Here is a 23,070-nt window from a genome sequence, read left to right on the forward strand (position 1 = left end):
AATTTCGGACCATGAAGTACCGGCCAAATTTTCCGGAACGGTTCAATTCGCTTGCAGATGCACGTTCGTTCTGCCAGACATTTTTCGCCTGGTACAACGATGATCACCGTCATTCCGGCATCGGCTATATGACACCTGCCGCCATGCATTCTGGCGCAGCGACGGCCATCTATGAGCAACGCGCCCTTGTCCTGAAAACCGCATTTTTGCAGCATCCCAACCGCTTCAAACATTGCCAACCTCATCCGCCAGCACTGCCGACAGAGGCCGGTATCAACATGCCGAAACCGGCAAAAGGAGATGACAAGAAAACACAGAATTGCACACTAAACTAATCAAAAATATTGTCTCAAAGCGTTTGACACGCGCCGGAGCTTCACGCGCTGTATCCGATACGCCGCAGCATGTCGGGAAAGGTCCGCGCTTTTGTTGATGCCCTCATTGGTCACCTTGATACGGTCAACCCTACGTCCTCGCGCGACTAGCAACTGTCGTCCGCCAGGCGAGCGCCAAGGCATCAATAGCGGCAATTGACCTGACGAACAAAATCATGGACTGAACGCGCTTAGCTGCGTGCAGCGGACCTTCGAATGTCCGACTCCTTCGCCGGTTGACTGATCGGACCTGGCCGCATGCAGCCTTTCGCAACCGACGCAACACGGGCTGCTCTCACACTCCGACAAGTCCAACTTATTCCGTCCCGCGTGATCTGGCGCGTGACCGAATTTATTGGCAAGTACTTGATTTTCAGTGCCCCCCGTCCAACTCATTGCTCTCCCCGCCGTATTGCTCCCCGCACTTTTGATGTAAAATACTGTACATCCATACAGCTATTCAGGTCATGTCCGATTCCAGCGGAAATGCCGGCACATTCGGTTCTTACCCAGCAATCGCGTTGAGCCGCTTACGTGCCGGAGCGCAGCGGTGACGGCCACGCGGCACATTGCGCATCTGGACATGGACGCCTTTTATGCGTCCGTTGAACTGCTGCGCTACCCCGAATTGCGCGGCCAGCCGGTCGTGATCGGCGGCGGCAGGAACGCCACGCCCGAACCACTGGCGGACGGCACCCGGCGCTTCAAGCGCCTACGCGAATACGCGGGCCGCGGCGTTGTCACCACCTCGACCTACGAAGCACGCGCGCTCGGTGTGTTTTCCGCCATGGGCATGATGAAAGCCGCACAGCTCGCGCCCGACGCCATCCTGCTGCCCACTGACTTCGATTCGTACCGGCATTACTCACGCCTCTTCAAGGAGGCAGTGGCCACGTTCACCACGCAGATTGAGAACCGCGGTATCGATGAAATCTACATCGACCTGACCGACCTGCCGGGAGACCCCGCCGAGACCGCTGCACGCATCAAGCAGGCCGTGCGCGACGCGACCGCCCTGTCGTGTTCGATCAGCGTCGCACCGAACAAGCTGCTGGCGAAGATCGGCTCGGAACTGGATAAGCCCGACGGCCTGACCATCCTCACCCCTGCCGACGTACCCTTGCGAATCTGGCCGCTGCCCGTACGCAAGGTGAACGGCATCGGGCCGAAGGCGAATGAAAAACTGGCGGCTATCGGCATTGAGACCGTCGGTGACCTGGCGCGCGCGGACCCCGAGATACTGCAGGCCCGCTTTGGCCGGACCTACTCGGCATGGCTCCTCGAAGTGGCGCAGGGATTCGACGAACGGCCCGTTGTGGTCAGCTCCGAGCCGAAGTCGATGAGCCGCGAAACCACCTTCGAGCGAGACCTGCATGCACGCCACGATCGCGCAGAACTTTCGGCGACATTTACCGACCTGTGTACCCGCGTGGCAGACGACCTCCGGCGCAAGGGGTACGAGGGCCGCACGGTCGGCATCAAGCTGCGCTACAACGACTTCAGCACAGTCACGCGTGACCTGACGGTCCCGTTTCCAACGGCCGATGCAACGGAGATCCGGCGCGCCGCGACTGAGTGCCTGAAGCGCGTGCCGCTCGAGCGGCGACTGCGTTTGCTCGGTGTACGCGTGACGGCGTTGCTGCCGGCGGGATCGGAAGTCGCCGAGCCGCAATCGGTTCAGGGTGAATTGCCGTTCGCGGCGGATTAGCTGGCAAAAGCCAGGAAAAGCCAGGAAAGGAATCGTCGTGTTTCAAAGCGATCTGTTCGATGCGGTGCCGCTCGACCTTGTGCAAGACGCCGAAAGCGGGATTCGTTACCTGCCCGACGTGGTCCCGCAAGCCACTGCGCACGCGTGGTTTGCGCTGGCGCTTGGCCAAGTGACGTGGGGCAATCAGCGCCGCCTGATGTACGAACGCGAGGTCGATGTGCCCCGGCTGATGGCGCACTTTTCGCTGGACGCGCCAGACTTGCCGGAGCCTCTGATGGAGGCAGCGGTACAAGTGGGCGCGATTGCCGGCGCGCAGTTCAACAGCGTCGGCTTGAATCTGTATCGCGATGGCAACGACAGCGTTGCGCCCCATAACGACAAGACGCAGGGGTTGGTGCAGAAAGCGCCAATCGCAATCCTTTCACTGGGCGCGACCCGTCGCATGACCATTCGCGCGAAGTCGGGCAAGGGCCGCACGCTCAACGTGGACCTGCATGCGGGCAGTGTGATCGTGATGAGTTACGCATCGCAATTTACGCACAATCACGGCATACCGAAGATGAGCGGTGTTGACGGAGCGCGCATCAGCCTTGCGTTTCGATGCTTTGATGCTGCAACGCTCAAGCAGCGCTAGGAACTCGGGAGCACGCGTTGTTTCAACCTCGATAGGGGTGCGCCGAAGTTTTCGGGCGTTCCTATCGTTTCGTTGACGGCCACCGTGTTTGCAGCGCGGACGATCAGACGCATGAAACGCCTGAGGCACTTGAGGCACTTGAGACACTTGAGACACTTGAGACACGTCAAACGCGCCGTGGTATTTTTGCTCGTCCCGCGCCGGCAATCCGGCAGTGCTGAACTTCGGCGATCAAGCGATTCGTATGAACAACCGGGCTCGATATTTATCCGCGATCTGCGTCAACGTGCTCTTTCCGTGGCTCGCCTATCACCTTGCGTATCCGCAGTGGGGCCACCTCGGAGCATTAGCCGCCTCCACGCTGCCGCTGATAGCCTGGATGACCTGGGACCTTTTACGCTTGCGCCACTTTGATGCGCTGAGTGCGATCGTACTGGTCGGCACGTTATTCTCACTGGCGGTTTCATCGTATATCGACAATCCGCGTACGCGCCTTTTTGAAGAGCCCGTCATCTCCGGTTTGATCGGCATCGCGTTTTTGATTTCACTCGCTTTTCCGCGGCCGCTCGTGTTTTATCTCGGGCGCTCGACCGTAGCCCGCGAGCAAGACGGAGGAACAACTCAGTTCGAGCAATGGTGGCGCGACAATCCTGACCTCGTAGCGGTCATTCGAAAGATGACACTTGTGTGGGGACTGGGTCTGACGGCCGAGAATGCCGTGCGGTTGTTTCTTAATATCGAGTGGGCAAATGCAGCATGGATCGCCGGCGTTTCTACTATTCTTCGACACGCGACGTATGGCGGGTTGACGCTATGGACCTTCCTCGAGAGACGGCGCATGAAACGAATGGATCCGTCAGCATTTCCCGCGAAGTGAGCGTGCCATGGTGGTTGCAAAGCGGCGGCAAAAAGCTCGGCCCGTCCCCTTGCATCTGCGTTCGTGGTGGATAGAATCGCGAACCTGTCGCGGCCGGGAGACGCGAAGATCCATCGCCTCCCTTGGACCGCCGGCTAGATCAAACCACTGGTTAAAACGCCTCCCAATCGGCAGCACCGGCCAATGCTACGGGCTTCGACTTCTCTTTGATCAGCGCCGGTGTCTTGAGCCGTGCGGCCACTGCAACCGGGCTCAGCTTCGAACTCGAACTCACAGCGATCGCACGTTTGCTCGGCACCGCCAACGCACGATGCGCCGCAGCACGCGCCGGTTTCACACTGAGCGCCGACTTGCTGACTTCCAGACCTCGGTCGTCCAGCTGGAACACCGCGACTGCCGCCTTCAACGCGCCCGCCTGATCCTCCAGCGATTGCGCCGCGGCCGCGGCTTCTTCCACCAGCGCCGCATTTTGCTGAGTCACTTCATCCATTTGCGTGACCGCGCGCGCCACTTGATCAATGCCGCTGCTCTGCTCTTCGGACGCTGCCGCGATCTCGCCCATGATGTCCGTCACACGCTGCACCGCGCCGATGATCTCCGACATGGTGCGGCCTGCATCGCCCACCAGCGTCGTGCCCGTCTGGACGCGCGAGACCGACGTGTTGATCAGTTCCTTGATCTCCTTCGCGGCCGCCGACGAGCGTTGTGCGAGGCTGCGAACTTCTGCCGCCACGACCGCGAAACCCCGTCCTTGTTCACCGGCGCGCGCTGCTTCCACCGCTGCGTTCAGCGCGAGGATGTTGGTCTGGAACGCGATGCCTTCGATGATCGTGATGATGTCCGCAATCTTCGTCGAACTGTGGTTGATGTCGCCCATGGTGGTGACAACCTGCGAAACAACCGTGCTGCCCTTGTTCGCAATGTCCGACGCGTTAGCGGCCAACGAGCTCGCCTGACGCGCGTTTTCCGCGTTCTGCTTCACGGTGCCGGTCAACTCGTCCATGCTCGATGCCGTTTGCTGCAACGCCGAAGCCTGCTCTTCAGTACGCGACGACAAATCGATATTGCCCGCCGCAATCTGCTTGGTCGCCGACGCAATCGATTCACTGCCCGAGCGCACCGTGCGTACCGTGCTGACGAGGCTCGCCTGCATCTTCGCGAGACCCGACAGCAGTTGGCCCATCTCGTCGCGCGAGGTGACGATCAGCTCGCGGCGCAGATCCCCGGCGGCGATTGCATCGAATTGCGCCAGCGCTTGTTCGAGCGGACGCCCGATCGAACGACGCAGCGACAGCCACGAGAACATGGCCGCGGCGAGACCGATCAGAATGGCAGCAATGCTGACAAGACGGAAGTCGCCGAATGATTCCTGCGAGTTGTCGTAGTCGCTCTTGGCAGAGTCGAATTGATACTTGCGAAGCGCTTCGCCGAACGTGGCCAACTCGTTGAACGCAACCTGCATGGCTTCCGCGGAAGCGACGATCTTGTCGGCGTCGTTCGCCCTGATATTGGCGTAACCGTCGTCCATCAGCTTCTGGAGTGCAAGGCGCTTGGCTTCGAAGTCCTCGGCCAGTTTGTGTTCACCCGGACCCTGGGGCAGCGCGGCGTAGGTCGCCCACTCCTTGTCGGCACGCGTGCGCATCAATGCCCCGCGCCCAATGGCTGTTTCCGCGCTGGGCTTGCCAACCAGCAAGGCCGCACGATCGAAGCTGAGCCGCTCACGGGCAGTGAACATTTCCGCGTTGCCGGCCGCGACGGCGCTAGGCATCTGGTTCATGAAGAGGCCGCGAGTCGTGTCGTTACCGCGGCTCATTCCCCACAGCCCCAGCCCGCCGATCACGATCAGCAACAGACCCAGAAGCGCCATGGCAATGCCTAGGCGGCCTTTAATCGTCGAAAACATGTCGTCTCACTTTTCAAATCTCACATCGATATCCAAGCGGCAGCGCGCGTCGATGACTGCGAACGCAACCGAGGCCGACTGCGTCATTCGGCCCATACCCTTTAACGGCAAACTCCGGCGTCACTTGAGCGAATGCTTGAACTGCACCAGCTTACATTTCAATATTTATTGAAATGTAAAAGCGTTTGTTGTACGCTTTACCGAATGAACTCAAACACTGTTGTCCGCGCGTTGGGCGCGCTCGCGCACGAGTCGCGGCTGGCAATCTTTCGGGCGCTGGTCGTAGCGGGACCCGAGGGTCTGGCGGCCGGTGACATTGCTCAGCAACTCGGCGTATCGCCATCGAGTCTTTCGTTTCATCTGAAAGACCTTTCACACGCCGGGCTGGTCGATGCGCGCCAGGATGGGCGCTTCATTTTCTACTCGGCGAACTTCGGCGCCATGAGCGGGCTCATTGGCTTCCTTACCGAAAACTGTTGCGAAGGCGGCACGTGTTCGGCGAGCACGGTATCGAAACGCTCCCGCTGAACGGCGTTGATAAACGCGCACGCCCCTTTTTAACGATTCATGGAGACTCATGACATGGCCATCACGATTTACCATAACCCCGCTTGCGGCACGTCGCGCAATACCCTGGCGCTGATCCGCAATGCGGGCGTTGAACCGGAAGTGATCGAGTACCTGAAGACGCCGCCCAGCCGCGACACGCTTTCTAAAATGATCGAGGATGCGGGGCTGAGCGTCCGGCAAGCGATCAGGGAGAAAGAGAAGCTGTTCGCGGAACTCGGTCTTGCCGATGCGACGCTAACGGACGAACAGTTGCTGGACGCCATGCTCGCGCACCCTGTCCTCATCAATCGTCCGTTCGTGGTGACGCCCGCAGGCACGCGTTTATGCAGGCCATCCGAACTGCTTCTGGAGATCCTGCCGGAAGCGCAGAAAGGACCGTTCAGCAAGGAAGACGGTGAGATTGTCATAGATGGAAAAGGCAACCGGGTTCGCTAATGTCATCAGGAATGCCTAATATCAGCCAGGGCCACATCGACATTCCGAGCGTCGAAAAGCTGGCGCCCCAGTCGGTTGCAACCCATGCGCCGCGGATTCTGCTGCTGTATGGTTCGCTGCGCCCCTCGTCATACAGCCGCCTCCTGACCCTCGAGGCCGAACGCATCCTCAACCATCTTGGTGCCGAGACAAAAGTCTTCGATCCTCACGGCCTGCCGATTACCGATAGCGTCCCCCCGGATCATCCTAAAGTAGCAGAGCTTCGCGCTTTGTCCACGTGGTCGGAAGGACAAGTCTGGTGCAGCCCTGAACGGCATGGAACGCTGACCTCGGTATTCAAGAACCAGATCGACTGGATTCCGCTGGAAATCGGCGCAGTGCGGCCGACGCAAGGCCGCACGCTCGCGGTCATGCAGGTAAGCGGCGGATCCCAGTCTTTCAATACCGTGAACGCGTTGCGCGTCCTCGGCCGATGGATGCGGATGGTAACGGTTCCGAACCAGTCATCGGTCGCCATGGCATTCAAGGAGTTCGATGGCAGCGGCCGCATGAAACCCTCGGCGTATTACGACCGCGTAGTGGATGTCATGGAGGAGTTGGTCAAGTTCACCTTGCTTGTGCGCGATCGTTCGTCTTATCTGACTGATCGCTATAGCGAGCGCAGGCAAGCGTCACCGGTGGAGGCAACGATGCTCGCAAACACCGCGATGGCTCATGAAACGGCCACCCCGGATGATGAAGACGTCGAGTAGCGCCGCGACCTCAGTGCTGTAAGCCTTGACTTCATTCGTGCCAAGCGGATATTTTCGATCCTGACGGATTGCTCGCACGAGCTGCTCTTCGAGCATATCGAGAATTCAAAGCGATACACAGCGATACACGGTGGCCTTCGCGCCGCCCATAAAAACCGATGGAGACGGCAATGAACAACATACTCGCCCGACGCTCTGCGTGCGGCCTCGTCTCGGCAGCCATCCTGAGCTTCACCGCGAGCGCGGCGCACGCCGCAACCGACTCAGTCAAGCTCGGCTTCATTACAGACCTTTCAGGGCTCTACTCCGACTCCGATGGCCAGGGAGGTCTCGAAGCCATCCGCATGGCGATCGACGACTTCGGTGGCAAGGTGAACGGCAAGCCCATCGAACTGCTGTATGGCGATCACCAGAACAAGGCGGACATTGCGGCATCGAAAGCGCGCGAGTGGATCGACCGCGACGGCGTCAACGGGATCATCGGCGGCACGAATTCGGCCACCGCGCTCGCGACGAACCAGATTGCCGCTGAAAAGAAGATTCCGTACATCAACGTGGGCGCCGGTGCAGATGCGCTGACCAACGAGCAATGCACGCCTTACACGGTCCACTACGCCTATGACACCGTCGCGCTCGCGAACGGCACCGGCCTGGCCGTGACGAAGCAAGGCGGCAAGACCTGGTACTTCCTCACCGCCGACTATGCCTTTGGAAAGGCACTGGAAAAGAACACGTCGGATGTCGTGAAGGCGAATGGCGGGCAGGTGCTCGGCGCGGTGCGGCATCCGTTATCGGCATCGGATTTCTCGTCGTTCCTGTTGCAGGCGCAAGCGTCGAAGGCACAGGTCCTGGGCCTTGCAAACGCGGGCGGCGACGCGATCAACTCGATCAAGGCCGCGAAGGAATTCGGCCTGACCAAGTCAATGAAGATCGCCGCTCTGCTGATCTTTCTCACCGACATCCACAGCATCGGACTCGAGACCGCCCAGGGTCTTCTCGCGACCGATAGCTGGTACTGGAACAAGGATGCCGAGACGCGCAAATGGGCGCAGCGCTACTTCGCCAAGATGAAGAAGATGCCGACCAGCTTGCAGGCTGCGGACTATTCGGCCGCGACGACCTACCTGAAGGCGGTGCAGGCGGCGGGTTCGACCGACAGCACGAAAGTGATGGAGCAACTGCACAAGATGAAGATCGACGACATGTACGCCAAGGGTTATATCCGGCCCGACGGCACCATGATTCACGACATGTACCTGATGCAGGTAAAGAAACCCTCGGAGTCCAAGGAGCCATGGGATTTCTACACGATCACCGCGACCATACCCGGCGAGCAGGCGTTCGGGTCCAAAGCCATATCGCGTTGCGCGTTGTGGAAGTGAGCGACCACGCCGGACGTGGTGGCGTTCGCAGCTGGAAACGTCTTAGTTGACTTTCACTGCCGCTGACCGACGTCCACCTGGTTGTTAAGCGGCTCGCCACGCATCAGGCGCCGCACGTTCTCAGCGATCTGGGAGCCAATGGTTTCGAGGCTTGCGATTGCCGCCATATGCGGCGTAACGATGAGCTTGGGATGGCGCCAGAGCGGATCATCGGGCGACAAAGGCTCGTTGGGAAAAACATCGACGATCGCGCCGTCCATGTGGCCGTTGGACAATGCCGCAAGCAATGCGTCCATCACCAGATGTTCACCCCGGCCGACATGAATCAGTTTCGCGCCCGGGTTCAATTGCCTCAGCAGATCGGCGTTCAACAAACCGCGTGTCTCGCTGGTCAGCGGCAGCAGGCACACGAGGATATCGACACCCGACAGGAATGCCGGCAACGCGTCCCGGCTGCTGAATGACTGGATACCCGGCAGCGTCCTGTCACTACGCGCCCAGCCCTTTACCGTGAAACCTGCATGCAGCAGGTCGGCGGCAACCCGCGCGCCGATTTCGCCGAGCCCCATCACGCCGATGGTGCAATCGCTTGCGAGTTTTTGCGCCGGCACCTGCCATAGTCCGGCTCGCTGGTTGGCAAGCACCTGATCGAACTGTCGATGAAAATGCAGCGCACCCCACATGACAAATTCGCTCATGGCGCGCGCCTGATACGGATCGACCACGCGGCATATTGGCACGGCGGGCAGTTGGGGATCGCACAAGATGTTGTCAACGCCAGCAGCAATGGCGTGCACCAGCCGGAGCTCAGGCAGCGAGCGCAACGCGCCCGCCGGTGGATTCCAGCACACGGCGACTTGCGCATCGCCGGTGTTGGGCGCGCCGAACGAATGGACCTGCAGTTCGGGGGCCGCTGCGACGATCACGGGCGCAAGCGCCGACATGTCGTAGTCTCGGCTAATGAGTACGAGCTTGGTCATGAGTGGCGTGGGGAGTGGCTTGGGGAGTGGCTTGACAATCGATCGCCCGGTGCACGACGTGAGAATCATGCAGCCGGGTCACGGGTCAAGACCGATAGTCGGGAAGGTTGTCGGCTATCAGGCGCAGCGCCGCTTGCCATGCCAGTGCGATGATGGCGTCCGCACCTTCCGAGTCGAACTGCCGCGCGGTGAGTTCGCGAACATGCTCTGGCGGTATCCGCAATGGCACGCCTGCGGCCAGCGCCTGCACCTGCGCCTGGCAAGCGCGCTCGAGAAAGTAGATCTCGTGAAACGCGTGCGCAGCGCTCGCGCCGCCAGCGAGCAGGCCGTGGTTGCGCAGGATCATCGCCTTGTGCGGACCGAGATCGGCGACCAGGCGCTCACGCTCGCCCAGGTCAAGCGCAATGCCTTCATAGTCGTGGTAACCCAGCTTGCCGTAGAACTTCAGCGCATGCTGGCTGATAGGCAAAAGCCCTTGCTCTTGCGCCGACACGGCGGTTCCCGCCGCCGTATGCGTATGCACGACGAAAGCATTGTCCTCGCGCGCCATATGAACCGCCGAGTGGATCGTAAAACCGGCCTCGTTGACGATAAAGAGCTCGGGCGTATCGCGTGCACGCTCGTCGATCACCTTGCCCTCGTAGTCGATCTTTACAAGGTCCGAGGCGCGCATCTCGTGAAACAACACGCCGTATCGGTTGATCAGGAACGCGGGTTTCGGACCCGGCAAACGCGCGGTAATGTGCGTGTCGATCATGTCCGTCATGCGGAAATGCGCCATCAGCCGATACAACGCCGCCAGATCCTCGCGCACCTTTTGTTCGGCCGCCACGATGGGCGTAGTAGTCGTTTCCATGATCTGCTCCCTCCTCCTGATGATGCGGCTTGAGGCGTGACAACGAAGCCTGAATACGAAGCTTAGCGACGTTTCACGCCCGGTAGCACGCACAGCATTTCATAAAGCAGGTTCGCTCCCAGCAGCGACGTGTTCCCGCTCGTATCGTAGGGTGGCGACACTTCGACCAGATCGCATCCGATCAGATCCAGCCCATGACAACCACGGATGATCTCGATGCCTTGAATCGTCGTCAGCCCGCCAATCTCGGGCGTGCCCGTACCGGGCGCCCACGCTGGATCGATACCGTCGATGTCAAAGCTCAGGTACACCGGACCGCCCGCCACCTTGGCCCGGACTTCGGCCATCAGCGGATCAAGCGACTTGTGCCAGCACTCTTCCGCCTGCACCACGCGAAAGCCTTGCCGGCGGCTCCAGTTGAAGTCGTCGGCGGTATAACCCTGGGCACGCAATCCAATTTGTACCACACGCTCGCAATCGAGCAAGCCCTCCTCCACCGCCCGCCGGAAGGTCGTGCCGTGGGCGATCTTCTCGCCGAACATGTGGTCGTTGACATCGGCGTGAGCATCGACATGGACGAGGCCGATCTTGCCGTGCTTGCGATGCAACGCACGCAGGATCGGCAGTGTAATGGTGTGATCGCCGCCGAGGGTCAGCGGCACCACATCTTGCTCGACGATGCGGTCATACGACTCTTCAATGATCCGCACCGCGTCCAGCAGATTGAAGGTGTTGATGGCCACGTCGCCAATATCGGCTACCGAAAGCGAGTCGAACGGAGCGGCGCCGGTCGCCATGTTGTAAGGCCGGATCATGACGGACTCGGCGCGAATCCCCCGCGGGCCGAATCGGGTACCGGCACGCAAGGACGCGCCAATGTCCAGCGGGACGCCGATAAACGCAGCGTCCAGGCCAGCAGCCGAAGTGAGATGCGGCAAGCGCATCATGGTGGCAATGCCGCCAAAGCGCGGCATTTCATTTCCGCCGAGTGGCTGGTGAAAGATTTTTTCCATGGCTCGTCCTCACATTCATTCGTCGAACTGTCTGTATTGAATTCTGGCGCTCATCGGTGCACCGACAAAGTGCTGGTGCGAAATATTTAGTTCAGTTATTTCTAAAGTATCGGCACGTCCGGGCCGGGGGTAGTGCTTCGTCGCCCTTGCATCGGGCAGTTCGCTTGCCGGCATTTACCGTATTCGATGGAGTCCGATGTGGCCACTGTCTTGCCTGACGCTCGACTGCTGCGCATTTTTACCTGCGTGATCCGACACCAGGGTTTTGCCGCGGCGCAGCAGGAACTGAATCTTTCCACGTCGGCTATCAGCACCTACATGAGTCAGTTGGAATCGCTGGTGGGCGTGGTGCTGTGTCATCGCGGTCGCGGCGGTTTTAGTCTGACGCCCAAGGGCGAGGAGTTTCATCAGGAAGCGTTGCGGCTGCTTGGTGAGGTTGACGGTTTCGAGCGTTACGCCGCCGGACTGCGCGGAGAATTGCGCGGCAGTATCAAGCTTGGGGTACTGGATTCCACGGTCAGCGATAAAGCGTTGCCGCTCTCCGACATCATTGGTGCATTTACGCGCGAGCATCCCGCGCTGCATTTGCATTTGCATGTGCAAAGCCCTTATGAATTGCAGCTTAGTGTGCTGGGAAACCGCCTTGACCTGGCGATCGGCGCGTTTCAGTTGCGCATGAACGGGCTGATCTACCATTCGCTTTATCGCGAGCAGCATTGGCTGTATTGCAGCGACAGCCATCCACTTTTCAATGAGCATCACATCCCGCAGGAAACGATCAGCCAGCAGCGAATGGTCGGACGCGCGTACTGGAGTCAGACAGAGCTGGCGCGACATGGGTTCAAGCGCAGCGAAGCGACGGTGGACAGCATGGAAGGGCAACTGATCCTCATCTTGTCCGGCGCGTTTATCGGCTTCCTGCCCGAGCATTACGCGCAAGCCTGGGTCGACAAGGGCCGATTGCGCGCTCTCGCACCGGCAGGGTTCGGCTATCAGGCGCCGTTTGCGTTGATCGTCAGGCGTGGGCGTTCGAAGGAACCGTTGATCCAGAAATTCCGCGATACGCTGAAGGGGCATCTTGGGCGCTAGCGGTTCGCGTTCGCTTAAGAACCCAGTGCGACCGAAACGCCCCGCTCCACTTGCGTCCCTTCTCTTGCCACGCCAATAAACCGCCGCACCCGTTCAGCGCCATCCTGATGCCTTATCGCATCGGGTGCCGCATCGAGCTCGATTACACCATTCTCCATGAACACGATGCGCTCGGAAATCGACATCGCAAAGTCCATCTCATGAGTAACGATAATCATCGTCATCCCTTCCTTGGCAAGCTCGCCAATCACGTTGAGCACATCGCCGACCAGCTCCGGATCCAGCGCCGACGTTGGCTCGTCAAACAGCATGATGGCGGGGTCCATCGCAAGCGCCCGCGCGATCGCCACGCGCTGCTGCTGCCCTCCCGAAAGCTGATGCGGATACTTGTACGCGTGCGCAAGCAGACCCACCTTGTCGAGCAACGCCAGCGACCGCGCAGTCACATCCGCCCGCCTGCCACACCCGTGATAATGCGGCGCGAGCGTTACATTCTCCAGGATGGTCCGGTGCGGAAATAGATTGAAGCTCTGGAACACCATGCCAATCTGCCGCACGCCATCGCGTACACGCCGGATATTCGCTTTGTCGGCGGCGGAAATGAAAGCCTTGCCGAACAGGATGATCTCGCCCTGATCAATAGGCTCAAGCGCGTTGATCGTGCGAATCAATGAAGTCTTCCCCGAACCTGACGGTCCGATCACCGCGATCACTTCCCCTGCCTTGACCTCCAGATCAATGCCCTTGAGCACCTCATGTTCACCGTAACGCTTATGCAGGTTCTTCAGCACCAACGCATGCGGCGCACCCTTGCCGTCCGGCTGGGCATTAGCCAACGCAACCGGCGCAACAGGTACAAGCCGCGTGCGCAGCGCTGCTATTTGCTCGGCCGCAAGCGTCTCCGGCTTGCGCTTCGAAAGATCAAGCCGACGCTCGACATACTGCAGCAACCAGCCAAAGACGGTGACTATCAGCACGTAATAGATGGCGATAGCCGACAAGGTTTCCATCACCAGGAAGTTCTGCGAATACAGCCTCTGCCCGACCAACAGCAACTCGCTCAGCGATATCACCGAAATCAGCGACGTCAGTTTCACGCAGGTGATGAACTCGTTGATCAGCGTCGGCAACGCAATGCGAAGCGCCTGCGGAATGACGATCAACCGCTGCAGGCCGATCGGACGGATGCCTAGCGCCGCGCCCGCCTCATGCTGTCCTCTAGCCACGGATAACAATCCACCGCGGTGAATCTCGGCCATATAAGCGGTTTCCGTGAGCGCCAAAGCAACGAAACCGGAGAAGAACGGATGCGATAACGCCACGCCGCTAGCGGGAAAAAGCTGCGGCAAGTTGTAGACGAACACCACCAGGACCAGCAGCGGAACGCTTCGAAAAAACCAGATGTATACAGCGGCGGGCATTGAAAGCCAGCGCGCACGGGACAGCTTCGCCGACGCAAGCAGAAAGCCCAGCACCAGGCCTGTCAGCCACGAAAGCGCGCTGAGTTCCACGACGGTCACGCAGGCCTGCCAGAAGGCCGGCAACGCGAATAGCGACAGCAGGTAGGGGAAATCGTAGTGCATGAGTGCCTCTCGCTAGACGCGGTGCGCGGTGCTCGGATCAGGTATCACCCAAGGATCAGGACGATTTGGCGGGCGGCAAGGACAGGTTGTATTTCTTGAGCATGGCCTCGTACTCGCCGTTTTTCTTCAACGCGTCGAATGCCTTGGTGAGGGTGTCGTAGAGCGCCGTGTCATCCTTTCTCACATAGATACCCAGCGTCTGCGGATAGATCAGTTCCGGCGATTGCACCACCACTACCCGGCCCGACGATTTGGCGGCGAGCGCATGAGCCGCCCCGGCAATCTCCATTTGTGCCTGCACGTTATTCGAAAGCAGCGCCTGCAACACTTCCGGCGCCGACGGATACTCGCTGACCGTGATCTCGCCCTTGCCGTTCGCCTTGCAGTAATCCTTCGACAACGCCTGCAACTTCGCTACCCACGTCGTCCCCTGTTCGAGGCCCACATGCAGTCCGCACAGTTCTTCGGGTGTCTTGGGTTTGATCGTGCTGTTGGCGGCCACCATGATCGCCGCCGAGGTCTGCGCGTAAGGAATCGCCTGGGCCTGCGCGACGCGCTCGGGCGTGACATACATGCCGGAGATGACCGCGTCGTAATGACGTGCGTTCAAGCCGAGGATAAGACCGGAGAAACGCGTGTCGACGAAGCTCGCGTTAGCGCCGAATTGCTTGGCGAGCGCCCGTGAAAAATCGGGATCGGAGCCGACCACCTTGTCGCCATCGTAGGACTCGAACGGCGGGTAGGTGATTTCCATGCCGACCTTGAACTGGCCGGGAGCAAGCGTAACGGCATTAGCCGGCGTCTGTGCAAACGCACCGGTCATGGCATATGCGCCGGCGAAGGCGGCAGTCGCGGCTGCGATCAGGAAGCGCTTGGTGTCCGGCTTGAAAATCATCGTGTGACTCCGCTCGAAGAAGGGTTGATGTGTTGATGAACTTGCTCAGTCGCCCAGCCGGAGATCAGCCCGGCTGTCCGGCCTTTTTCAGGTGCCCGAAACTGGACGGTTTGCGAGCACGCGAGGGCAGCGTCGCGCGTCCTTGCGCCACGCGCTGGCGCAGGTAGGTATAGGTTTGCAGCGCCTGCCCATACATGTGTTCGCCAATCGCGATCTCCTCGTACTCGTCGCCCGCCTTCGCAAAGGCCGGCAGCGGTTTGATGAGCGTGTGGTAATCGCATGCGTAGAACAGCGGGAACGAGTAGCGCTCCTCGCGCACGGTGCGTACGCGGTGAGCCGTTGCAACAAATGCGCCGGAGGTCATCACTTCCAGCATGTCGCCAATGTTCACGACGAACGTCCCCGGCAGCGGCGGTGTATCGATCCATTCGCCAAGGCCGTTCATCACCTCGAGACCGGGTGCGTCGGCTTGCAGGATCGTGAAGCACTCATAGTCGGTATGCGCGCCGATGCCGGGTGCATCTTGCGCGGCACCGTCGAACGGATAATGAATCAGGCGCAGCTTCGAGGGCGGTCGTGTGACCAGCTCATCGAAGTGGTCCTCAGGCAGCCCCAAGGCCAGCGCGAAGCCATGGAACAGCACACGCCCAAGCGCGAACACCTGCTGGTAGTAGCGTTGCACCGCGGGCTTGAAACCGTCGAGCGCAGGCCAGTGGTTCGGTCCAAGCAACGGAGTGCCGGCGAGCACCAGGGGGTCGTCGGCGGGAACTTCGAAGCCGACGTCGAACGCCTCCTTATGGTCGGGCTTACCCTTTGCGTAGACCTCTTCACCCTCGGGCACGAATCCCTTGTGGGTATCGGACGTGCCTATGTAGTGCTCCATCTTTTTTTCGATCGGCTGCGCGAAATAGTCCTTGGCCGCCTGTCTCAGACCGTTGATGACCGCGGAATCTATGCCGTGACCGGAGATATAAAGGAACCCGACGTTGCGGGCGGCTCGCCCAAGTTCGGTGGCGACCGACTGGCGATCGGCCAGCTTGTCGCTGAACAAGCCGGAGATGTCGATCACCGGAATCGATGTGAAATTTTTTTCCGGCGCAGCTTCGTCGGCGTGGTTCGCTTGCATCGCGTATTGCTCCTCTGGATCAGTGCGGGTCCGTGATCTGGCTGAAATTGATCTCGCTGAAATTGATCTGGCTGAAATGCTGGCGCTCCGCGTGCACCATCCACTCGTTGAGCTGGGACAGATCGGCGACCGGAACATCGGTGAACGGCAGATGGTGCAGGTAGCCGTCCCGTCCGAACTCGGGTGTGAGGGTCGTGCTCTGGTAGCCGCGCGCCGCTTGCGAGCGCCAGATGGCAGCCCAGTGGTCCTGATGAAAAGCGAGCGGCAATGAATATTCGGCGGCGGCGGGATGCGGCACTTGCGGACCCTGGTCATAACCCACGCGCGCCTGGATGTGATGCACACGTTCAATGAACGGCGTGAGGTCGTCCTCGGTGTCATCGAGCAGGCGCTCGCATACGACGACCCAATGACTGATGTCGCTGGTGAACCGCAAGTCGGGCACCTGCCGGATCACATCCAGCGTCACCCACGGGCTATACAGGGATCGCGCTCTATGCGTTTCGAAACTGCAAAACTGCTGGTGTTTCCGTGCGAGCTCAAGCGCATTGCCGAAGAACTCGACCTGCTGCGCAAGCGGCCAACGGTCATTGCCGGCCAGCACGTTGATAAAGCGCGGCGACAAGTCCGCGGCCGATCCAAGCTTGCGATCCAGGTCTTCCAGATGTTGCGCGGGCGTGGCGCGCTGGTCGGGCAACACCGCGTTGTCGGTGAAGACAATCGCGATGTAGTCAAGCTCATGTTCCTTCAGGTCCCGCAGCAGCGCAGTGCGTTCGTCCGCCGTCAGCGGCAGGCGGGCTTCTATACCGGCCAGGCCCGCCTCGCGAACGTCGCTGAAAATACTGCGCCGGTCGCCGCGATGGCCCCAGAGGGAGCGAAAGATGTCCAGTTGCATTGGCAGAGTCTTGATGGTGGGATCGGCACCGCGCCGTTCTTGTGAAAGCAATGTCGCATACAGCGTAGGCGGTAAAAAATCCTGAAAACAAAACAATTAGTTTTGAAATTTCTAAACTAAGTTTTGCCGTCAAGTGGCGTTCAAAAAATGCCGACCTATCACCTACCTATTTCGCCCATGAACTTCCAAGCGCGCTTGCTGCCTTGGTCCCAACCCCACGCCACCAAGTTATTTCCTCATATGATTGTGTGCTGCCGAACATCGCGTCATTCCCGCAACCGGCACCATAGACCTTATCAATGGGTGCTCTGCCCTCCGCTCGACTTCCAACCACTTGTTACTCGCCAGACCGACCGCGCGAGCCCGCAGGGCGACGCCGGACAGCAGCGTTTATTACCCGAGACACTATGAACCAGGCAGATTGTCAGTTTGAGATCGTGAGCGACGAGGATGGTTTTCGGGCTTTACAGCACGAATGGGACGATCTCTGGTCGAGCGCGCACGGTCAATATGGCCAGTCGTTCAGCGTATGCTGGCTGGCCTGGCAACATGTCGCCAAGCCGCGTGGCAGACACCTTTGCTGCATCGTGCATCGCGAGAAAGGGCAACTTGTCATGGTCTGGCCGCTTGTGACGTACCGGCGGCTCCTGTGGACTTATCTCTGCCCCCTGAGCCCCGAAGCCGGCGATTACACCAGAGTGCTCGTCACCAATAGCCCCGCCACCCCGGCTCTGATTGCGGGCGCGTGGCAGACGGCGCTGAAGCGTTGCGGTGCCGATTTCATCAAGCTGCAGTACGTGGATGAAGGCTCCGAACTGCACGCGGTCGCCTCGCGCGAACGCCACGTGATGATCGCTGCGCGCACCGTCGCCGCGTTTGCGAAGCTCCGCGAGGAAACCGAATGGGACACGTTCTGCAAGACGCTGGGCACGATGAGCGGAAAAAAGCCCGGTGCACTCGAACGCCGCTTGTCGAAGGAAGGTGAGCTTGCAGTGCGCCTGACGGAGCCCGGCAACGCCAGCGAGAACGCGGCGCTCGTCGACTGGATCCTGGCGCGCAAACGCGCTTGGGGTGATCGGGTCGGAAAGAGAGGCGAGTGGCTTAGCTCGTCGCACTACCGCGACTTTCTCGTCAACCTCCTCTGCCCGGCGAATGGACGCGCCATGGGCCGTCTGTTCGTGGTCACCCTTGATGGCGAGCCGGTCGCGGCCACGGTGGTGGGTGTGGGCACAACCTGCGTCGACGGCCTGATCGCCAGTTTCGACGCCCGGTTTGCCAGGTTCGGTCCCGGTTCAATCGTCGTCGAACACGTCATCAAATGGGCCTTCGATCGACATCTGAATGTAGATTTCGGCGTGGGTGCAGAACGCTTCAAGGCTTATTGGAGCCGCAATAACATTACTGGGGCGTGGAGCGCGCAGATTGCCAGTTCGCGCTGGGGCGTACTCGCATTTCGCAGTAAAAAAACCGTGCGGACAGTTGCTCGACAGGTGGCTCGATTGAGCAGCTTGTTAGCGGGGCAAAGGCGTGGCACGCCAGCCTTCGCGCCTAACGATCCCGGCGGCAAGCGCTCGCTCGATCTCCCGATGAATCCGTCCTGACGGGCCTGGTCATTAAAGCGAACTTCATGCGTGCATCAGCGCTACGAACTCACGATGTCAAAAAGTCAGGGAATAATTTGCCGCTTCGGTTCGTTTAGTTCATGGGTGCCACACATCGCGCTGGCGGTGAGTGCGCGCTTGTCCACAATTAATGGGGAAACCAAATGAACTTCAAACGCATTGCATCGACGTTGCTGGCTATCCTGACCGTGTCGCTCGCTGTCTCGCTTGCCGGATGCCAAACCGACGGTTCAGGCGCAGCCTCAGGATCGAGCGGGAGCTCCAGTAGCGGCGGATATTGACAGGGTATTGACGAGTTAACGGGGTTGAAGGCGATTGAAAGCATCGCGTCGATCAACGTGTTCCGGATGCCCGGAATATGAGTGATCCACCGCGTCCCCCCGGAATGCCGGAGCCTGAGTTCCAGCAGGCGCTCGCGGCATTCCGGACGATCGTGGGCCAAAACGCCGTACTCGTTGGAGACGGTGCGGCAGAGCCGTATCTTGATCCGTTCGCGCCCGGCGACGCACACACTTATGAAGCGTCGGCCATTGTGATGGTGTCGAATGTCGAGCAGCTTCGCGCCGTGCTCGGCGTGGCGAACCGCTTCGGCGTCCCTTTGTGGAGTGTATCGACCGGACGCAACTTTGCTTACGGCGGCGCGGCGCCCCGGCTTAAAGGATCTGTCGTGCTGGACTTGCAGCGCATGAACCGCATCATTGAGATCAATGAGACGCTCGGTTATGCGCTCGTCGAACCGGGTGTCAGCTACTACGACCTTTATCAGGCACTTCAAGCGCGAAGCATCGGGTTGTGGCTTGATCCGCCGGCTGCCGGCTGGGGTAGCGTGGTCGGCAATACACTGGAGCGCGGCTTCGGCACGACCCCATACGGGGATCACGCGGCCATGCAATGCGGGATGGAAGTGATGCTCGCGAACGGCGAGATCGTACGTACCGGCATGGGCGCAATGAACGGCAATCAGGACTGGCAGGGGTTCAAGGCAGGTTTTGGTCCTTCCTATGACGCCATGTTCATGCAGTCGAATTTTGGCATTGTCACCAAGCTCGGCATCTGGTTGATGCCGAAGCCCGAAGGCTACATGCTGTGCAACTATAAGTTCCGGCACGACGCCGATCTTGAGAGCATTGTCGAGACGCTGCGTCCCCTGAAATTCGATGACACGATACAAAGCAACGCGGTCATCGAAAGTGCGGTCCGTTGGGCCGCCGGCGTGTCGACACGCAAGCAATGGCACGACGGCCCGGGTGCAATACCTGAGCCGGCCATGGAGACCATGACACGCAAGCTCGGCATAGGCCGCTGGAATCTTCGCTTCTGCCTGTATGGCCCGCAAGCGCTGGTGAATGCGCGCCGAGATGTGATACATCAGCGCTTCTCATCCATCGCCGACGCCGAGTTGACGGAATCACCCTATACCCATGCCAACGTTGAACCCAAAGGCGGCGGCGATCGCAGCCAGGTCGGCATTCCCAATCTCGACGCATTCAACTTGCTGAACTGGCGCGGCGGCTCCGGCGCGCACATCGATTTTTCGCCCGTCTGTGCGCCGCTTGGACGCGACGCGGTCCGGCAATATAGAATGATCAGGGAACAGGCCGCGCATTATGGCTTCGACTACTACGGCGGTTTCACAGCCGGTCCGCGCAGCATGCATCACATCTTTGCGGCAATCTTTAATCGTGACGATCCGGCGCAAGCGCGCGACGCAAGTGAGCTGCTCAAGACGTTGATCAACGACTTCGGCGCGGCGGGTTATGGTCAATACAGAACTCACCTCGCCTTCATGGATCTCGCCGCATCCCAATATGATTTCAACGCTCATGCGTTAATGCGCATGAGCGAGAGCATCAAGGAAGCGCTTGATCCGAACGGCATCCTGTCGCCGGGAAAACAAGGTATCTGGCCCAAGAAGACCAAGGAGCGTGACTGATGAAAACCGGGCGGCGTGAGTTCCTTGCGACCGCTTCGCTGGCGGTCACATGCATGCGCACGTCATGGCCCGCGCAGACGATGCTGTGGTCGCCGACGCTATCAAGCGACCAAGTAGCGCTTGGCCACGCGCTCACCATCGTCTTCGACGAACACGTGGCGGACAGCCGCGCCTTTGCTGTCAGATCGCGCGCGATGGGCGCACGCGTCGTGCCGCTAGGAAGCGATCTTGGCGTGCTGTGGTTTGAACGCCTGATACCTCTGGCCAGTTCACCTGGAAACACAATAGCGGGATTGACGACGCACGCGAGCGCATTCTTGCTGACACGCTTCGCCCAAGGCATCGGCTTGCGGGTCGCGCAACGCACGGCAGATGCGCATGCGGGGCCCGACACGCTAGTCATGTGGCAACTGGTTGCTAACGGCGCCCGGACCTGTTCCTGAGCGCAACCATGGTTCTGCTGTCCCTTGACCGATGCAACGCGATGAGACGAACCCAATTCGACACGAACGCGTAATCGGCAAGAAAGCGTAATCGGCAAGAAAGCGCGTAAGCAGCCGTGAGGGCAAGTAAGAACCCAACAGCATTCCGTTAAAGAAACATGACCATAACGGCCTTTCAAGCCCCGTTACGGTGCCGTTTTATGTGCGCTGACGCACCCCGTTTCAGCAGCCTGCTTATGGTTGTGATGTAGCGCACACATCTGGAGGTTTTCTCGTTGGTCCCCGAATTCGGCGCCGATACACTTTGGCTAAATCGTAAAACCGGGGAAGACGATGCAACCGATGACGGGCTTCGTGCTGTACGGCGTCTGCGCAGCAATAGTCGCTGCGATTGCAGGCAAGAGGGGTCTGAGCTGGAGTGCGTACCTCCTTGTCATGCTGCCCTTGGGGCCGGCGGTCGCGATCGTCCTGCCGCTCTTCACGCAGGGCTCGGCAAACAGCCTGATGACAACAGCACTTGTTTTTTGCGTGCCGCTGGCCGGGCTGCTGGTAGCGCTGTTCAGCAAGGCACCGACGACGCTGACATCAGGCACCGAGTCACGCGAGCAGAAAGGCGCTTGAGCACTGCAGGTACTCGCCTTCAAAACAATGCACATCCAGACACCGGCGACATGCCGGTTACTCGCACATAAGTCGCAACGAATTTCAGCCCAATTCAAAAAAATAGCGGCGCCTGTTATCCGATAGCAGGCACCGCCATTTAACATTCCAAACCGGGCTCGCTCAGGCCGCTACCGGCTCTTCCTCCACTGCACGTGCCGTCAACGGTTCGGACGGCGTCCCGTATGCGTAATCGAGCGTCATGCGCATATAGTCGTAGCTCTTGCGAATGGCAGCGCGGACCTTGTTGATCGACTCCACCGGCGGATTGGTACCCAGCAGCGTGGCCACGATATCCAACGCCATCCACGGGTGCTCGTCATCGTAATGGGCGTGTACCTTGAGCCAACGCATTGCCGACTTGCGAATCGGTTCCGGAAAGGTCAGCGCATACGTTTCTTCAGAGCAGACAAAGCACGAGAAGTCACCCGTGGCACCTTCCACCGCGTAGTTCGTTGCCGCCACCGCTACCGCCAGGTCGTCGGTGAGGCTGACATGCCCGCACCAGTGCGCGAGCGCATGCATCTCACTGGGCACCTCTTGCGACAGCAGGTCATCGAGCCCGAGGCCACTCGCCCCTGCCCATTGCAGCCAATGCTTGGCGTGCATGTTCTCGACCCGGATATTCTGGATGAGGTAGGACCGTGCCATCCCTTCTCCATGCGAATGGCCGAACCGTGCTTTCATCAGGTTCGACGCCATGAATTGCGGAAACTGTTCGATGACGGGGAAAAAGCCAATCAGAAAACGATGCGTACTTTCCATGTCGAGCGTCGCGTCCTTCATGGCCTTGCACAACGGGTGATAGACAACCTTTCGCTTCGCTTCCTCGCAATCCTTGACTACGTCTTGCAGCCACTGCGGATAGCTTGCAACGTTCTTGAGTTCGCCGGTACGGGTGAAGTCTGTTTTCATCGGATGATCTCTCACAGGAATGGGTTTCAGGTGTTGGGCCGCGGCATCCTATGCGGGCAAGCCGGTTCTCAACTCGCCATCGTGATGCCCGCCAAGCTTCGGGGAGCAAAAGCATTTCCTATATGCAGATGCGCACATTTCGCGGAACATTTAATCAAATCCATTCTTCAGACAGCATCCCGACGACGCCCCTCGCTCGACACGCAACAATGTCGCGGCCCGGGACCTTGGACCGGTGAAACGGTTGAGAGATCAAGACCTGCCGGAGGTTGATGCAGCCCGCTTGCGTTGTTCATCGGCGCGGCGCATTGAAGTACGTACGCGCCGAGTCACTGTAAGGGCCGAGCGGCAATGCTAGATTTTGGCGGGGATGGACTATCGGTCTGCGCTCAAGCGGCCAGCCGGCCGAGATTCATGGCAGGGCG

The 23,070-nt window shown here is 59.7% G+C and carries 23 protein-coding genes; 14 read left to right on the forward strand and 9 right to left on the reverse strand.

The genetic code is table 11. The features are described 5' to 3' along the window. From BSU04_RS48960 to BSU04_RS30920, 4 genes are all read left to right on the forward strand, one after another. A partial coding sequence (locus BSU04_RS48960) for an integrase core domain-containing protein (protein ID WP_144021407.1) occupies positions 1–335 on the forward strand: 335 nt, incomplete at its 5' end. A gap of 589 nt (positions 336–924) precedes the next feature. Beyond that, positions 925–2,082, forward strand: coding sequence for a DNA polymerase IV (gene dinB, locus BSU04_RS30910; protein ID WP_089164089.1), 1,158 nt, complete (start codon positions 925–927; stop codon positions 2,080–2,082). 37 nt (positions 2,083–2,119) lie between these two features. Continuing rightward, on the forward strand, positions 2,120–2,716 hold the full coding sequence (locus tag BSU04_RS30915; protein ID WP_256983486.1) for an alpha-ketoglutarate-dependent dioxygenase AlkB: 597 nt from the start codon (positions 2,120–2,122) through the stop codon (positions 2,714–2,716). Positions 2,717–2,960: 244 nt separating this feature from the next. Further along, complete coding sequence (locus BSU04_RS30920) at positions 2,961–3,593, forward strand: VC0807 family protein (protein ID WP_089164148.1); 633 nt, start codon at positions 2,961–2,963, stop codon at positions 3,591–3,593. Between the two features lie 151 nt (positions 3,594–3,744). Here BSU04_RS30920 and BSU04_RS30925 read toward each other — a convergent pair whose 3' ends face one another. Then, positions 3,745–5,496 (reverse strand): methyl-accepting chemotaxis protein, encoded by a 1,752-nt coding sequence (locus BSU04_RS30925; RefSeq protein ID WP_089164090.1) that lies wholly within the window; start codon positions 5,494–5,496, stop codon positions 3,745–3,747. Positions 5,497–5,700: 204 nt separating this feature from the next. Between BSU04_RS30925 and BSU04_RS30930 the strand changes: the two genes are divergently transcribed. From BSU04_RS30930 to BSU04_RS30945, 4 genes are all read left to right on the forward strand, one after another. Continuing rightward, positions 5,701–6,024 carry an ArsR/SmtB family transcription factor gene (locus BSU04_RS30930; RefSeq protein WP_089164091.1) on the forward strand — a complete coding sequence of 108 codons (324 nt, stop codon included), beginning with the start codon at positions 5,701–5,703 and terminating at the stop codon, positions 6,022–6,024. Positions 6,025–6,078: 54 nt separating this feature from the next. Further along, positions 6,079–6,501, forward strand: a complete 423-nt coding sequence (gene arsC / locus BSU04_RS30935; protein ID WP_089164092.1) for an arsenate reductase (glutaredoxin) — start codon at positions 6,079–6,081, stop codon at positions 6,499–6,501. Then, a complete protein-coding gene (gene arsH, locus BSU04_RS30940) occupies positions 6,501–7,253 on the forward strand; it encodes an arsenical resistance protein ArsH (protein ID WP_089164093.1) in 753 nt (250 codons plus the stop codon). Before arsC ends, arsH begins: the two co-directional genes overlap by 1 nt. A gap of 170 nt (positions 7,254–7,423) precedes the next feature. Continuing rightward, positions 7,424–8,635 carry an ABC transporter substrate-binding protein gene (locus tag BSU04_RS30945; RefSeq protein WP_089164094.1) on the forward strand — a complete coding sequence of 404 codons (1,212 nt, stop codon included), beginning with the start codon at positions 7,424–7,426 and terminating at the stop codon, positions 8,633–8,635. Positions 8,636–8,688: 53 nt separating this feature from the next. On the opposite strand, the gene BSU04_RS30950 is transcribed toward BSU04_RS30945, so the two are convergent. The 3 genes from BSU04_RS30950 to speB form a co-directional block, all read right to left on the reverse strand. Beyond that, positions 8,689–9,615 carry a 2-hydroxyacid dehydrogenase gene (locus tag BSU04_RS30950; RefSeq protein WP_089164095.1) on the reverse strand — a complete coding sequence of 309 codons (927 nt, stop codon included), beginning with the start codon at positions 9,613–9,615 and terminating at the stop codon, positions 8,689–8,691. 85 nt (positions 9,616–9,700) lie between these two features. Next, the gene (locus BSU04_RS30955; protein ID WP_089164096.1) at positions 9,701–10,471 is read right to left on the reverse strand and encodes a class II aldolase/adducin family protein; all 771 of its coding nucleotides are present in this window, start codon (positions 10,469–10,471) and stop codon (positions 9,701–9,703) included. Positions 10,472–10,533: 62 nt separating this feature from the next. After that, a complete protein-coding gene (gene speB, locus BSU04_RS30960) occupies positions 10,534–11,484 on the reverse strand; it encodes an agmatinase (protein ID WP_089164097.1) in 951 nt (316 codons plus the stop codon). A 198-nt stretch (positions 11,485–11,682) separates the two neighbouring features. On the opposite strand from speB, the gene BSU04_RS30965 reads away from it, so the two are divergent. Continuing rightward, positions 11,683–12,573 (forward strand): LysR family transcriptional regulator, encoded by an 891-nt coding sequence (locus BSU04_RS30965; protein ID WP_089164098.1) that lies wholly within the window; start codon positions 11,683–11,685, stop codon positions 12,571–12,573. Positions 12,574–12,587: 14 nt separating this feature from the next. Here the strand turns inward: BSU04_RS30965 and BSU04_RS30970 are convergent, their stop codons facing one another. From BSU04_RS30970 to BSU04_RS30985, 4 genes are all read right to left on the reverse strand, one after another. Then, complete coding sequence (locus tag BSU04_RS30970) at positions 12,588–14,156, reverse strand: amino acid ABC transporter permease/ATP-binding protein (RefSeq protein WP_089164099.1); 1,569 nt, start codon at positions 14,154–14,156, stop codon at positions 12,588–12,590. Between the two features lie 55 nt (positions 14,157–14,211). Next, positions 14,212–15,051, reverse strand: a complete 840-nt coding sequence (locus BSU04_RS30975; RefSeq protein WP_256983491.1) for an ABC transporter substrate-binding protein — start codon at positions 15,049–15,051, stop codon at positions 14,212–14,214. A gap of 64 nt (positions 15,052–15,115) precedes the next feature. Beyond that, complete coding sequence (locus BSU04_RS30980; protein ID WP_089164100.1) at positions 15,116–16,177, reverse strand: isopenicillin N synthase family dioxygenase; 1,062 nt, start codon at positions 16,175–16,177, stop codon at positions 15,116–15,118. Positions 16,178–16,196: 19 nt separating this feature from the next. After that, positions 16,197–17,072 (reverse strand): sugar phosphate isomerase/epimerase family protein, encoded by an 876-nt coding sequence (locus BSU04_RS30985; RefSeq protein ID WP_089164101.1) that lies wholly within the window; start codon positions 17,070–17,072, stop codon positions 16,197–16,199. 407 nt (positions 17,073–17,479) lie between these two features. Here BSU04_RS30985 and BSU04_RS30990 point away from each other — a divergent pair, with 407 nt between their 5' ends. The 5 genes from BSU04_RS30990 to BSU04_RS31005 all read left to right on the forward strand — a co-directional run bounded on the left by BSU04_RS30990 (position 17,480) and on the right by BSU04_RS31005 (position 21,691). Beyond that, the gene (locus BSU04_RS30990) at positions 17,480–18,673 is read left to right on the forward strand and encodes a GNAT family N-acetyltransferase (RefSeq protein ID WP_089164102.1); all 1,194 of its coding nucleotides are present in this window, start codon (positions 17,480–17,482) and stop codon (positions 18,671–18,673) included. A gap of 164 nt (positions 18,674–18,837) precedes the next feature. Then, on the forward strand, positions 18,838–18,975 hold the full coding sequence (locus BSU04_RS46740; RefSeq protein ID WP_179258494.1) for a hypothetical protein: 138 nt from the start codon (positions 18,838–18,840) through the stop codon (positions 18,973–18,975). Positions 18,976–19,052: 77 nt separating this feature from the next. Then, positions 19,053–20,627, forward strand: coding sequence for an FAD-binding oxidoreductase (locus BSU04_RS30995; protein ID WP_256983493.1), 1,575 nt, complete (start codon positions 19,053–19,055; stop codon positions 20,625–20,627). Continuing rightward, positions 20,627–21,070: a hypothetical protein gene (locus BSU04_RS31000; RefSeq protein WP_089164104.1), complete on the forward strand. Its 444-nt coding sequence runs from the start codon at positions 20,627–20,629 to the stop codon at positions 21,068–21,070. Before BSU04_RS30995 ends, BSU04_RS31000 begins: the two co-directional genes overlap by 1 nt. Before the next feature lie 333 nt (positions 21,071–21,403). Beyond that, entirely contained in the window at positions 21,404–21,691 is a 288-nt protein-coding gene (locus tag BSU04_RS31005; RefSeq protein WP_144021408.1) for a hypothetical protein, read from the forward strand. A gap of 162 nt (positions 21,692–21,853) precedes the next feature. Here BSU04_RS31005 and BSU04_RS31010 read toward each other — a convergent pair whose 3' ends face one another. After that, complete coding sequence (locus tag BSU04_RS31010) at positions 21,854–22,645, reverse strand: TenA family transcriptional regulator (RefSeq protein WP_089164106.1); 792 nt, start codon at positions 22,643–22,645, stop codon at positions 21,854–21,856. Positions 22,646–23,070: the final 425 nt, after the last annotated feature.

Origin of the sequence: Caballeronia sordidicola, from assembly GCF_002220365.1 — a bacterium.
GTDB lineage: Bacteria > Pseudomonadota > Gammaproteobacteria > Burkholderiales > Burkholderiaceae > Caballeronia > Caballeronia sordidicola_C.